The organism is Acinetobacter sp. CY81 (genome assembly GCF_059515925.1).
Window position 1 is genome coordinate 1 of record NZ_JCAKNC010000007.1, and the last position, 14,551, is coordinate 14,551.

The 14,551-nt window shown below is 37.9% G+C and carries 13 protein-coding genes; 5 read left to right on the plus strand and 8 right to left on the minus strand.

The genetic code is table 11. From position 1 onward, the window contains the following. Positions 1–54: 54 nt before the first annotated feature. Complete coding sequence (locus tag AC5YDM_RS09435; protein WP_496151848.1) at positions 55–1,389, minus strand: ISNCY family transposase; 1,335 nt, start codon at positions 1,387–1,389, stop codon at positions 55–57. A 339-nt stretch (positions 1,390–1,728) separates the two neighbouring features. Between AC5YDM_RS09435 and AC5YDM_RS09440 the strand changes: the two genes are divergently transcribed. Continuing rightward, a complete protein-coding gene (locus tag AC5YDM_RS09440; protein WP_241270971.1) occupies positions 1,729–1,965 on the plus strand; it encodes a VF530 family protein in 237 nt (78 codons plus the stop codon). 93 nt (positions 1,966–2,058) lie between these two features. Further along, positions 2,059–2,754 (plus strand): DUF1826 domain-containing protein, encoded by a 696-nt coding sequence (locus AC5YDM_RS09445; RefSeq protein WP_496151970.1) that lies wholly within the window; start codon positions 2,059–2,061, stop codon positions 2,752–2,754. Between the two features lie 196 nt (positions 2,755–2,950). On the opposite strand, the gene AC5YDM_RS09450 is transcribed toward AC5YDM_RS09445, so the two are convergent. From AC5YDM_RS09450 to AC5YDM_RS09480, 7 genes are all read right to left on the minus strand, one after another. Beyond that, on the minus strand, positions 2,951–3,445 hold the full coding sequence (locus tag AC5YDM_RS09450; protein ID WP_496151856.1) for a flavin reductase: 495 nt from the start codon (positions 3,443–3,445) through the stop codon (positions 2,951–2,953). An 82-nt stretch (positions 3,446–3,527) separates the two neighbouring features. Next, entirely contained in the window at positions 3,528–4,574 is a 1,047-nt protein-coding gene (locus tag AC5YDM_RS09455) for a methionine synthase (protein ID WP_496151857.1), read from the minus strand. Between the two features lie 50 nt (positions 4,575–4,624). Further along, positions 4,625–5,623 (minus strand): putative oxygenase MesX, encoded by a 999-nt coding sequence (locus AC5YDM_RS09460; protein ID WP_496151858.1) that lies wholly within the window; start codon positions 5,621–5,623, stop codon positions 4,625–4,627. A gap of 164 nt (positions 5,624–5,787) precedes the next feature. Further along, entirely contained in the window at positions 5,788–7,206 is a 1,419-nt protein-coding gene (locus tag AC5YDM_RS09465) for an iron-containing redox enzyme family protein (RefSeq protein WP_496151859.1), read from the minus strand. A 391-nt stretch (positions 7,207–7,597) separates the two neighbouring features. After that, positions 7,598–8,911 (minus strand): DcaP family trimeric outer membrane transporter, encoded by a 1,314-nt coding sequence (locus tag AC5YDM_RS09470; protein WP_496151860.1) that lies wholly within the window; start codon positions 8,909–8,911, stop codon positions 7,598–7,600. Between the two features lie 286 nt (positions 8,912–9,197). Further along, positions 9,198–10,565, minus strand: coding sequence for an aromatic acid/H+ symport family MFS transporter (locus tag AC5YDM_RS09475; RefSeq protein WP_496151861.1), 1,368 nt, complete (start codon positions 10,563–10,565; stop codon positions 9,198–9,200). A gap of 338 nt (positions 10,566–10,903) precedes the next feature. After that, positions 10,904–11,818, minus strand: coding sequence for a LysR substrate-binding domain-containing protein (locus tag AC5YDM_RS09480; protein ID WP_496151862.1), 915 nt, complete (start codon positions 11,816–11,818; stop codon positions 10,904–10,906). Between the two features lie 137 nt (positions 11,819–11,955). On the opposite strand from AC5YDM_RS09480, the gene AC5YDM_RS09485 reads away from it, so the two are divergent. The 3 genes from AC5YDM_RS09485 (at position 11,956) to catA (ending at position 14,443) form a co-directional block, all read left to right on the plus strand. Beyond that, positions 11,956–13,065 (plus strand): muconate/chloromuconate family cycloisomerase, encoded by a 1,110-nt coding sequence (locus AC5YDM_RS09485; protein ID WP_496151863.1) that lies wholly within the window; start codon positions 11,956–11,958, stop codon positions 13,063–13,065. A 42-nt stretch (positions 13,066–13,107) separates the two neighbouring features. Continuing rightward, a complete protein-coding gene (gene catC, locus AC5YDM_RS09490) occupies positions 13,108–13,398 on the plus strand; it encodes a muconolactone Delta-isomerase (RefSeq protein ID WP_496151864.1) in 291 nt (96 codons plus the stop codon). A 124-nt stretch (positions 13,399–13,522) separates the two neighbouring features. Further along, positions 13,523–14,443, plus strand: a complete 921-nt coding sequence (gene catA, locus AC5YDM_RS09495; protein ID WP_496151865.1) for a catechol 1,2-dioxygenase — start codon at positions 13,523–13,525, stop codon at positions 14,441–14,443. The last annotated feature ends 108 nt before the right edge of the window (positions 14,444–14,551 follow it).

The following is a 14,551-nucleotide window of genomic DNA, read 5'->3' on the forward strand; positions in this document are numbered from 1 at the left end:
TGGTATTCACCAATTAAAATGTCTATGCGATAAACCATTTAAAATGTCCTGTTTTTAACGACAAGAGTCAAGCACAGGATTCAACTTTCTTTGTTCAATACCGGCTTTCTGAGCTTTACGACTTGGCATACTTTTGTTTGTTCTTGAACGTTTATTCTGTTTTTCCAATGCTTCATGCTGCTGTTGAATATGCGCTAGAACTGAACCTAAACGTTTATTTTCAACAATCTCATTTTGCTGTAGCCCAGCCAATTTATTGAAGATGCTGTAGTTGAGCTTTCGTCCTTGATGCATGAGGGCCACAGTCCCATCCGGATACTCTAGAAATGAAATATATTGCCCAACTAATTTCTGGTTTAATTCAGTCGGTTCAAGCATATAAATACATTTGTCATAGGTCAGGGTTAGATTCTTGGTGACCTTACGCGGTTCCTGCCAGGTAAAAATATCATCCAGTTCAAGATCAGATTCGGTTAAGGGCCGATGTAAATTCTTTGAGTTTCTCGCACATTTGGCGAACCTCTGATTGAAATGCTCAATAAAGCAGGGTAGCCATGCATTGGCTTCAGCAATCGAACCGATGCCTTCTAGGCGCATCTCCTTGATCAAACGGTCCTGAAGGGTTCTATTCGCTCGTTCTACGCGGCCTTTGGCCTGTGGTGAGTTGGCGAAGATAATATCAATGTTTAACTCGTTCAGAATCCGCCCAAATTGCGTGATCTTGCTGTCTTGGCTCGATTTCTGATTGACTCGGAATACCGAGTGTTTATCGCTATAAAAGGCCAAGGGCTTCCCATATTGCTCAATGTAGGCTCGGGTTGAAAGCATGTAATCAAAGGTCGTTTCCGCTTCACAAAAGCGCAGATGCAACAGCTTTCCAGTGGCATCATCGATATAAACCAGCAAGCAGCATTTGGCGGCTCGGCCTTCAAACCAGTCATGATATGAGCCATCAATCTGAATCAGCTCACCCAAGCAATCCCGGTTATAGCGTGGCTGATATGGGCGTTTTAGACGTTTGGATCGCGGAATCCAGAGCTCATTTGCAGTCATCCAGCGCCGAAGCGTTTCTACAGGGATATTCAGGTCAAACATGCTGCTGAGCTTCTCATGCGCCAAGGTGGGTCCAAATCCGAGCAGATGTTCAGAAATAATGGAAAGGCACTTTGATTTTAATAACTCATCATGGCGATGATGACCCGGGTGACCACGACTGGCATGCGCCAGACCTGAAACACCGTCTTGATGGAGCTTCTGCAATAACCGGGTAATTTGACGAGTGGAAAGATTCAGGATTTCAGCAGCACGGACTTGGGTAATACGATGATCTCGAACCTCTTGCAGAACTGCAAGACGTTGAATTTCTTTATCAGACATAGTGATCAGCATCTATATTTTATATCCAGTCCATGATGATAAAAACCATCATAAACTAGACATTTTTATTGGTGAGAATATAGACAATTTAAATGGGTTCTAACAATATGATTTCGCATAATGTATATTATGTTAAATAAAAGATTATACAAGTTGCCTACGTACATGTGTTTGTCCTGCAATTTTCAATGTCCCATAATTATTAGAATTTCAACATTTAAAAATTTTTAATAAAGTTAAAACTAGAAAATAAGCCGTAATTTTCTATATTAAAGGTTTAAATTCCAGCCCTCTCATTTTCCAACTCGCTTAGGTTATAATAATGGCCTCCTCAAATGTTGTTAATCTATTATGAACACCTCCAATGACCCTTTACACGGCAAAAAACTTGCAGACATTTTGGATGAATTATTGGATTACTATGATGGCTTTGAAGGCTTAAGTCGTAAAATTGAAATTAGATGTTTTTGCATAGATCCAAGTGTTAAATCATCATTACGATTCTTGCGCACTACACCATGGGCACGTGAAAAAGTAGAAAGCTTATATTTATATGTATTACGCCAAAAAGCCAAACAAAAATCTTAGCTATTAAAAATCTAGTCTCAGCATAATATTTTATACCAATCTATATTTCTTTAACCGACATGTATCATGCAACAAAGTTTTTATGTAATTTCTATGAACAATATTTTTTCTAACAATGATCAAATCAGCCTAGTTTCAAGCTTTCCTGAACTTGTGCATTCACATTTCAAAGGAAATATGAATGCGATATGTTGGTTTAGAAATTTAGTTGGAGATTTTAAAGAGATTATAGATAAACTCGAATTAGATGAAAATATTGCAGAAATTTCTGTTCAAGACCTTTTAGCCTTAGAACTCACACAAAATGGTGAGCTAGCTAGAAAAATTATTTTACAAGATATACATTTTTTAACTGATTTTGGGGCTTCACCATCTTTAAATTTACTCAAAAATTATGATCGAGATGATGAATTAGATTTCATTTCAACAGATGTATATTCATTTCATGTGGATCGCTCACCCATTGAAACCGATACTTTTTTGTGTACATATCACGGCGCTTCAAGTGACATCATCGCTAATGATCAAGTTCAGCAAAAGATTTTAATTCCAGAAATTAGAGCTAAATTGAAAGATTTACATGATGGGTCAGATGCTGAATTTGATGATTTTCTTGAAGAATACTTTTTTGATTTGCATTATCAACCTAAACCTGATGCAAACCTAGTAAACTTGGGAACAGGACATCTTTGGCGTTTAGCTGTTGATCACCCTACACAACAAGTCCTACCCTGCGTACATAGAGCACCCTTTGAAAATGGTGAATACAGATTACTCTTGATTTGTTAATACTCATGCAAAATGATCATTTATAATCAAATCGTACTCGATGTAGGCTTTTGATCTGTGGATCAATAATTGTATCGCCGCCTACAAAAAGCCCTGCGGCAAAATCTACAAACGCACCAATAGCTAAAAATGATGAATTTCACAGGATATTTATTTCAAAATTTGAGATGAATTTAACAAGGATTATCGTACAAATTTAGGCCGTTTCTACTTGCCCAACTTGATGATAGACACGATTAAAATACACCAAACTTTCATCTTGCTGACTTTGTTTGATTGCAACTACACGACACATAAATATGCTATGCGTACCAACTTCTTGTATTTGCTCAATCTCACAATCAAAACTGACCAAAGCATCTTCTAAAATCGGTGAACCTGTTTCTAATGTTGTCCAAGCCCCAAGTTTAAAACGATCTTCGGAACTTAATTTACTTGAGGCAAAGGCGTTCGAGATTTTTTCATGCTGTGCACCTAAGACATTGACACTTAAAATCTTATTATCAACAAAATGTGTATGTGAACGAGAAGATTGATTCATACAGACCAATAAAGTGGGAGGTGTATCCGTCACGCTACACACAGCAGATGCGGTAAAGCCATGCATGCCATCCTCACCTTCTGTGGTAATTACATTAACTGCGGTCGTAAGTAACGACATTGCATTTCTAAAGTCGGTTGATTCAATCATCTCTTTTATCCTAAATCGAGTTTTCGATTTTTATGAAAATAAAGGGTAATGATCTTACCCTTTAATCATTTGAAAACCAGTGTTATTGCGCAGCGAGTTCTTTACGAATAATTTCTGCGCCAGCGCTTAAGGCATTGAGTTTACCCCGTGCAACCTCACGTGGAAGTGGTGCCATGCCACAGTTGGTTGAAGGATAAAGTTTATCAGCATCTACAAATTGCAAGGCTTTACGCAGTGTATTTGCTACTTCTTCAGCGGTTTCAACTGTGTTAGTTGCTACATCAATCGCACCAACCATCACTTTTTTACCACGGATGAGTTCAATTAAATCCATAGGCACGCGAGAGTTTTGGCATTCAAGCGAGATAATATCGAGCTTAGATTGTTGTAGTTTCGGGAAAGATTCTTCATATTGACGCCATTCATTGCCTAGAGTCTTTTTCCAATCAGTATTGGCTTTAATACCATAACCGTAGCAAATATGAACTGCCGTTTCACACTTTAAGCCTTCAAGCGCACGTTCTAGCGTTGGAATGCCCCAATCATTGACTTCATCAAAAAATACGTTAAATGCAGGTTCATCAAATTGGATAATATCCACGCCTGATGCTTCTAACTCTAAAGCTTCTTGATTCAGGATTTTGGCAAATTCCCATGCCAATTTTTCACGGCTCTTGTAGTGATCATCAAAAAGCGTATCAATCATCGTCATCGGGCCAGGGAGTGCCCATTTGATTGGTTGATTGGTTTGGCTACGTAAGAATTTTGCATCTTCAATAAACACAGGTTGTTTACGTGAAACTTCACCGACCACAGATGGCACGCTTGCATCATACCGATTACGAATACGCATGGTTTCACGCTTCTCGAAATCGACCCCTTCAAGATGCTCAATAAAGGTAGTGACAAAGTGCTGACGAGTTTGCTCACCATCAGATACGATATCAATACCTGCTTGTAATTGCTCATGTAGCGATAAGCTAAGTGCATCACGTTTTGCTTGTAGAAGATCTTCACCTTCGAGCTTCCAAGCTGACCATAATTTTTCAGGCTCTGCCAACCATGATGGTTTTGGTAAGCTGCCTGCTGTTGATGTTGGGAGTAAAGTTTTTGGTTTTAAAAGCGCCATTTCTAATCTTCTTTCTCTAAATTCGTAAATCTGTATATCAATTTGATGTATTAAGCCGCTTGGTATTGATCAGCAGTATTTACAGTAAAGTTAGCCGCCCATTCATTTAAAATGTTTTGATATGGCTTGATAAAGTTCTGTTCTGTCCACTTGCCCTGCTTAACTGCCAATTGACCACGCTCAACACGGTCATACACAATGCGTGTAAGTGAGTAATCTGTATAGCTTAAACTTGGCTTGTACACTAAACCTGCTGGTGAATTGGTGTTATAAATTTCAGGACGATAAATGCGTTGGAAGCTTTCCATTGTTGCAATTGCACTAATCAGCTCAAAATCAGTGTAATCACGTAATAAATCACCTGCGAAATAGAATGCTAAAGGTGCATTGCCATTTGCCGGTTTGAAATAACGTACACGTAAGCCCATTTTGGCAAAGTATTCATCAGTACGTGAATATTCATCATTGGTATATTCCACACCTAAAACGGGGTGTACATTGGCAGTACGGAAATAGGTTTTAGAGGTTGAAACACTCAAACAAATCACAGGTTGCTTGTTAAACTCTGCTTTAAATACTTCTGAGTTCACTAAATGTTGATAAAGCTTGCCATGTAAATCACCAAAGGTCTCAGGTTTTTCACCTACGCCACAACCTAACTGAGGCAATACCACACTAAAATCATAATCACGGACATACGATGAAAAACTATTACCAATCATGCCTTCAATACGTTCATTGGTTTTATGGTCAATAATGGTACTTTTAAGCGTTTCAATAAATGGGAAAGTTTGACCATTACCCTCTACATCAAGCTCAGCAGAAATAATGTCAATCTCTAATGAATAGCGATCTGAATTTGGGTTATCTACACTTGCTAAGCTATTAAAGCGATTATTAATCATCGCAAGCGTACGGCGAAGATTTTCTTCACGACTTTCACCACGTGCCAAATTGGCAAAGTTTGTGGTTAGACGTGTGTTATTAGCAGGTTGATAGTTTTCGTCAAAACGAATGCGCTTAATTGAACATGCAAATTTAGTACTCATAATAATCCGCCACCCAAATCTTAAAAGTTAATATTTCTCAATGGGTGTATTTAAGCGCGAATCAAAACATGAGTAAAACGATATAAATTCAGTAAAAGATGAGTTTTACTCATGTTGATTAATACTATTCCAGACCTTATGTGATTCAAGAATCAATTAAAATATTAAATATGAGCTTTCATAATCAATTGCGGAAATAAATAACGAACGTATTGATAAGTACTCCATAGTCCAACTTCAGTATGATGGAGATGAGGTGCAAGGTATGGAATCAATGTATTCACTTTAGAAGCAATATTCGATTCTAACTCAATCTTTCTTTTAAGCTCCTTCAGCTGTTCATCTCCCAAATAAGCAAAAGAATAATCATGTAATTCAGGATGAGTGATGGAGATATTCTTCTTTTCTTTTGAGTATTCTGCATATGTTGCATTATCGATCCAATCATAAATCATTTGCTTTTCAGCAGAATTAAAAACGCCATACATTTTCCCATCAACATCATTAATCATTGTCCAAAAGCGACTGAGTTCAGGGTCTTCCCCTGTTTTGATCCAATTTTTATCTTTTAATATGTCTAAAAAATTTGAAATTTGTTCAGGATCGTTTAACCACTGATTAATTGTTTTCTCCATGAACTTACATTTATCGTTGTGCACATAGCGTCCTACCAATGCTTTTCTTTTAAAAATATTGATGATCATTTCATTGAGATTTAAATCTTTTACAATTTGAGTTGAAGAAACACCTCGATCATTGAGCGCATAACCTCTTCTAAGCTTGTGGTAAAATTCGTCTTTATTTTTATATTTTTGAGCAATTTTTTCAACAGCTTGGATGGACTGAGCTGCATGCCCAGAATCATGATTATCAATCGTAATATGGACATTAAAATAATGCGAATCAATCCCCAACTCTTTTAACTCATAATTTGTAATGAGTAGATGTAATGGTAATTGCTCATAACCTAAATTGAAGCCGACAATTTCAGGAATAAATTCAGGCGATGCATAACTCAGCGCCAGTTGAATCGCAGGTTGATGGTAATAACGATCCTCAAGAAAACCTTCAAAATGTTCTAAGCCTAAAGATTGGAGTAAATCGTTATACAGTTTGACATGATTTGCTCGAGCCAACCCTTGTCCTAACTCTTCTAAATAGATGCTAATCAGTTCTCTGAAATCAGCATCACTCCAATAATTGGTTAAACTATACAGCCAAGCGCCATCAACCTTTTTTACAGGTGCAATTTTAATTAAAAATTCAAAAACATGACTGACTGAATTGAAATATTCACGATGTTGCCCATTTTGTCTTCTATTTAAATAGGCTTTATATTCAGAATAAATATGTTGCTGCTTATAGGCAGTCCATTGTTTAATTTCAGACAAAGACTGAGGAAAATCAATATCAGTATTAGCGTCATTTAAAAGTTCAAATTCATTTTTTAAAAATTGAGTCGATTTTTTTTCTTTATCAAATAAAGAAATATCAGGATCTAAAAAAAAATTTACCATTTCTAAGTAATTGTTATTATCTCTATTGAGGACATAAACTAAACGCTCTTTCAACAAGTTAGGCATTTCTTCTACTCCTATCAGTATTATTTCCACTATTGCATTGAGTGAAATTTAGCCAAACCCTCCTTTTGTAAAGATCATGATTCGATTCAATGAGTAATTTCTTCTTTTTAATTTGAAAACAGTAATTTATAAAATATAGAAAAATTACATTGAAATATTTAAGAACAATTTGATCAGTCATAAATCATAAAAAATTACGCTATTTGTAAGGTTTCCTTATGTTTCCATACTTCTTATGCTCTATTTATTCATTCATCAGTTGCTATTTAAAATTGAATGCTTTGATTAATCATGAAAAGCCCATGAATAAAACTTTATTCATGGGCTTAGAGTTATATTGAAAAAAAAGTGATTCAAACTTAAAGCTTAATTCATTCCCAATATTCAGTTTTTAAAAATTATAAATAGCTACGGCGTTCACGCGATTGTCGATACCTGTATCTTGCCCATTTACTGCTGGGGCTAAAGCAGTTCGTTCACCATATACATATTCCACACCTAAACTAATCGGTTTAACTGGGTTATAGAACATATTTGCCCAAGCTTGCCAAAGTTCTTTATTCGATGCTGTTTTATTGGCAACAGTGCCAAGATAGTCTTGATCCTCATTAAACTTCATAAAGCCATAACCTAAAGTTCCTCTTAATTTGTCATTGAACTTTTGAGTAACACCAACTGTGATTGAGTCAAATTCATTTTGTACCAAATCTCCTGATGCAGTTTTGAGTACGCCACTATTTGCCCATGAAACAAAGCTACTATCCCCTTTGACATGGTAATAATCTGCTTTCAAACTGGTCTGAGGGCTAAAGTCATATTTCGCACCAATACCGACACCCCAAGCCCACTTTTCCTCACTGTCTATTCTTTTTTCATGTGTCATTGCACGACCACTTAACGACAGCTCGTCATTGACTTTATGATTTAAACGAGTGGTTAACGCAGGCATACGCATGCTAATAGAACTATCTTTAGGGTCTTCAACGGCTGTGATCAAGTTTGTATTTGGATTAAATGTATGTTTATAACGGACTTGTGGTGTCCGTTTAACCGAGCCACCGACAAAAGCCAGTGCGTCAATCGTTTCAGGCATATAGTCTGGAACAGCAAAATTCGACCATGTTTGACCAATTAACCAATTGTCATAGTTCACATAAGCATGACGAATCCGTAAGTTATCGAAATTCGCACCACCTAAGAAATCAACTTCAATCTTCCCAGATACGTCTTTCCCTGTGACCGGTGTTTTAAAATCCAAACCGATACGCGTTGCTGACAGCGTTGACTTAAATTCATCACTTCTTTCGGCAATTGCTTCAATAGGTACACTACTAATTTGGTTATAAAGACGTGCTTGTAAACCACCCTCAGCTTGATACTGAGCATCCATACGGACATTGCCGTAAAAATTAATTTCAGAGCCCGCTAGTGTTAAACCCATTCCATTAGGTTTCTGTGCCTTTTGAGCATTTGTCGTCTCTATCGGCTGTTGCTGAACGTGTTGTAATTGCACTGCTTGTTTTTGCTGAGTTTGAGTAAATTGCTCGAGTAAATTGCGAAGTTCTTTTACTTCTGCTCTAAGCTGATTAACTTCAGCTTGCTGACTTTGCTGTACAGCAACAGAGGTTTTGGTATCTGCCTGTACATAACTCACCACACTTAATCCTAGAGCAATAGTGAGACTATTTTTTTTAAATTGATTCATCGGTACATATCCTATGTATATTAAGTCAATCCTGACTTTGTTGATTTAAAACAAGCGATGAAAATAAATAAATGTTTCATCTAAAATGATTTATGAAAAATAACTTAGTTCCAAAGAAGCCGATTGCCTACAAATATTGATTCAATTTCGATCAAAGTCTAACGATTCAAAGAATGAACCAAAATTTGTGGTAAATATTCTTCATTTATTGCATTTGAATAGTATTTACAGATCTTGCTGATGAATAGAAGCCAGCCTACACCGTTGTGATGTAGGCATTCCTCGCTTAATGAGCTGTCTGTTTAGGGCTTACAACCAAATCAGGTTGTTTAACTTTTTCACCCTCAACCGATGCACGCAGATTCACCATAAAGATTGCCAATGCTGCAATCACACCTGGAATCGCAATCACTAAGAAGTTCATTTGATGTGGAAGTTCAAGTGTCAATAATGCTCCAGTCAAGACTGGTCCGACAATTGCACCGATTCGACCAATACCTGATGCCCATCCCATACCTGTAGAACGTACCGCAGCAGGATAAAACTGTGCCACAAAGGTATAGAGTAAGATTTGTGAACCAATCGTTGCTGCACCAGCAACGGCAATCAAACCATACAGCACAGCTTGCGGGCTGTTATATCCCAATAAGATCAATGCAATTGCACCGACAGTAAACATGATGGTTAATACAGGTTTAAGATGGAATTTATCAGCGAGAACACCGCCTCCGATTGCACCTATCATGCCTCCAATATTTAGGGCGAAAAGGAACAACATACTTGCGCCCAATGAATAGCCTGCTTGGATCATGAGTTTTGGTAACCAGCTTCCAAGTGCGTAAACCATGAGTAAGCACATGAAGAATGCCACCCAAAACATCAACGTACTAAACATACGACCTTGCTGAAATAAAGCACGTAATGGCGCTTCATCACCTGCAACAGGTTCATCCAATTTAAAGGTTGCAGTGCTTGGGATATTTAATTCAGGTGCAATTTTATGAACCACAGCGCGAACTTTTTCTGTTTCGCCTTTTTGGGTCATAAACATGAGGGATTCAGGTAGAAATTTCCATAACAAAGGCAATGCAAGCAATGGAATAACGGCGATATAGAACATGATTTTCCAACCATAATCCACCACTAAAAATGAGCCTAATAATGCAGATGCCATACCACCAATGGCATAACCACTGAACATCACCGCAACTAATGTGCTACGAATACGCTTAGGTGCGTACTCTGTCATGAGTGCAACGACATTTGGCATTACACCACCAATGCCTAAACCCGCAAGAAAGCGTAAAACACCAAACTCAGTCGGCGATTTGGCAAATGCACCTAGGAATGTAAATCCACTAAAAATTGCCACACAGATCATGATGGTTTTTTTACGACCAATTTTATCGGACAGCGTTCCAAAACTCATCGCACCGAACATCATGCCAAATAGCGCTGTGCTCGCAAGTAATCCTGCTTGAACATTACTTAAACCCCACTCTTGCATTAAAAGAGGTAAAGCCACACCGTAAATGACCAGATCATAGCCATCAAAGATAATAATCAGTAAACACCAAATCAGCACACTCCAATGAAAGGGTGTAAATTTAGCTTCATCAACCACCGTGTTGATATTTATTGGATGTGTATTCACTTTAATGCTCCTGCTCGTGAATGTTTGTATGTCACGAACAATGAAGCAAAGTATTTTTATTGTCCAAAACCGAATTGCTCTATATTTATACCTTTAAAGTTTATTTGTACGCTGTCTGTTATTAATCAATCCATTAGCTAAAATTTGATGCTCTGCATCCGTATCAATTTACTCCTGTTTTTTAGAGTAATTCATGATAAATGGTCTGAATGAGACCATCAGTATGTATATTCCTCTATTATCATCTTTAACTATATTTTATCTATAGACAAACTATAAGTAAGTTTAAAGTTAGATACTTTTGGATATTATGTTTATAGCTTGATTAAAACCATTACTTATATCACTGCTCGATCATACTTAATTGCTTCAAGATCATAGACTTGGTAAATACAATCAAACAGTGAACGAATATCTTCACTTTCATCCATTGAACGAAGCGCTAAGAAAATGGGACTCACGGCGGCATCATCCAATAAAGGTATGAAGTGTAAATGCGGTAATTGAATCGTTTTCGCACTTCTAGGTACAACACAAATGCCTTCACCCGCAGCAGTCAAACCCAATGCCAATTGAATCTCACGGACTTCTTTTAAATTTTTGGGATCAAGCCCATGTTCAGAGAAAAGCCCACGAACTTGTGTCGAAAAATTTGGTTTTGCTTGGCTAGGATAGATAAATAAGTTTTCTTCAACGATATCGGCTAAATACACCCCTGCGGTTTGCAGTGCAAAAGGATGACTTGAATGAACCGCAACCATCAATGGCTCTTCTCGAAGTAAAACACGTCTTATTGCCGGATCTGAAATACGTAAACGTCCAAATCCAACATCAATACGACCTTCTTTCAAAGATTGAATTTGGTCTTTGGTACTCATTTCAATCAATTCAATTTTCAAATTTGGATGTTGCTGTCTAAATAAATAGACAATTTTAGGTAATAAGCCATAAAGCAGTGACCCAACAAAACCCATAGTAATGGTCTTTTCAACCATACCAACACGTTGTGTCATGGTTTTAATTTCTTCAGCATTAGACAAAAGTTTAACCGCATGCTGATAAAAAAATTGACCTGCTTCAGTTGTCTTTAATGGTCGACTGCCTCGTTCGAAAAGCTGAGTACCCAGTTCCGCCTCTAAATTTTGGATCTGACGGCTCAAAGGGGGTTGTGCAATAAACAATTTCTCCGCAGCCTTAGTAAAGCTTTGCTCTTCTACAACTGCTACATAGTAGCGAAGATGTCTTAATTCCATTTCATTCTCTCCAAATCCTCACTTAATTAAATACCTTTTAAGTATATTAAAATGCTAATTAGGTGTTCGACAGCATATATTTATTCTTTTAAGGTATATCACATCAGGTACACAACGCAAGGTTGCGAAGAGTCAAGATGTATAAATCAATTGAAACAATGCTCGTCGAAATTCCAACCATCCGTCCTCATAAGATGGCGGTGGCGACCATGCAAACTCAAACATTGGTTTTGGTTAAAGTCTGCACTGAAGATGGATTTATCGGTTGGGGCGAAGCGACCACGATTGGTGGGCTCGGCTACGGTGAAGAAAGTCCAGAAAGTATCAAAGTTAATATCGAAACTTACTTCGTACCTTTACTTAAAACTTTAGCTGGTTTGAATGTCGCTCAAACACTAGCAACTATTAAAAAGCATATTAATGGCAACCGTTTTGCGAAATGTGCCATCCAAACCGCATTACTTGATATTCAAGCCCAACGTTTGGGTCTGCCAGTCAGTGAGTTATTGGGTGGTCGTTTACGTGACAGCGTTCCAGTCCTTTGGGTGTTGGCATCAGGCAATACGGAAAAAGACATTGTTGAAGCTCAAAAAATGATTGAGCTGAAACGTCACAATATTTTTAAGTTAAAAATTGGCTCACGAGCTGTAGAAGCTGATGTGGAACATGTTTTAGCCATTAAAAAAGCATTAGGTGCTGACATTTCTATCCGCGTTGATGTCAATCGAGCATGGTCAGAACTACAAGCCATTAAAGGCATTCAGCTATTACAAGACGGTGGTATTGATTTAATCGAACAACCTTGTGCGATTGACAACATTGATGCGATGCAACGCTTAACTCGTCGTTTTGATATCGCAATTATGGCGGATGAATCTTTAATGGGTCCAAACAGTGCTTATCAATTAGCGAAACGAAATGCAGCATCAGTTTTTGCAGTAAAAGTCGCACAGTCTGGTGGTCTGATTGAAGGTTGTGAAGTACATAAGATTGCACAACTTGCAGGTATTGATTTATACGGCGGCACCATGCTCGAAGGTTCAGTAGGCACAATTGCTTCGGCACATGCTTTTTCTACCTTTGAAAGCTTAACGTATGGCACAGAGTTGTTTGGCCCACTCTTGCTGACTGAAGAAATTTTAAAAACGCCCCTTCAATACCAAAACTTTCAGTTAGCTGTACCTAAAACAGCAGGCTTAGGTATTGAATTGGATGAAAACAAAATCGAGAACTTACGCCGTTTGTAAACGGATGAACCCCAATATTGAGAGATCTACAAGGAGTTTCCAATGTTATTTCAAGTACGAATGGACGTTAATATCCCACTGGATATGCCAGCAGAACAAGTCAATGAAATTAAAGCTGTTGAAAAAGCCTATTCACAGGAATTACAGCAGCAAGGCAAGTGGCGTCATATTTGGCGTATCACCGGCCAATATTCAAATATCAGTATTTTTGATGTTGAAAGCAATGAAGAGTTGCACAGTATTTTACAAGGGCTTCCCCTTTATCCGTACATGAATATAGAAGTGATGGCCTTGAATCGTCATCCATCTTCAGTTCGAGATGATGATCGATAAGTAATTTTTTAAAAGCCATATCAATAGATGTAATTTTTATCAAGTAAAGAAGGAATGTGGCAGCCAGATGTAAAGCAACTTACATCAGCCACCCAAAATACAAGCATACTTAAGGAGAAATAGTATGAATCGTCAAGAGATTGATACTCTGGTTAAAACAATGAACGTAGACACTGCTACAGGCCCTGTCGATACACGTGTACAACAAATCACTGTCCGTTTATTGGGTGATTTATTTCAAGCAATTGAGGATCTTGATATTTCTCAATCAGAACTTTGGAAAGGTTTGGAATATTTCACTGATGCAGGTCAAGCCAACGAATTAGGGCTTTTGGCTGCAGGTCTTGGTCTAGAACACTATTTAGATTTACGTGCAGATGAAGCTGATGCCAAGGCGGGTATTCACGGCGGTACACCACGTACCATCGAAGGTCCGCTATATGTTGCAGGCGCTCCCGAATCAGTAGGTTTTGCACGTATGGATGATGGTTCTGAAGCAGGAAAGATCCCTACGTTATTTATCGAAGGCACAGTGACTGATACTGAAGGCAAAGTTATTGAAGGTGCTAAAGTTGAAATTTGGCATGCCAACAGTCTTGGTAATTATTCATTCTTTGATAAATCTCAATCTGATTTTAACCTCCGCCGTACTATTTTAAGTGATGCCAAAGGTCAGTATGTCGCGCAAACCACTATGCCTGTTGGCTACGGTTGCCCGCCTAAAGGTACGACTCAATTTGTATTGGACAAACTAGGTCGTCATGGTAATCGTCCTTCGCATGTTCATTACTTTATTTCAGCACCTGGTTACCGCAAGCTAACCACTCAATTCAATATTGAAGGTGATAAGTACCTGTGGGATGACTTTGCATTTGCAACACGTGAAGGTCTAGTTGCGACTGCCTTTGATGTAACTGATCCTGCTGAAAGTTCACGTCGTGGTGTTGATGGTCCATTCAAACACATCACCTTCAATGTGGAACTGGTTAAAGAAAAAACTACTGCACCTTCAACAGAAGTTGAACGCCGTCGCGCAAGTGCTTAATTCCCTATAAATCATTGCCCAAAGGAAACTGAGATTTTAGGTCATACATATTCATGATCAATACATTAAATCTCAGTGACTTAGCCAAATTTGGAAAGTCGGAGAACG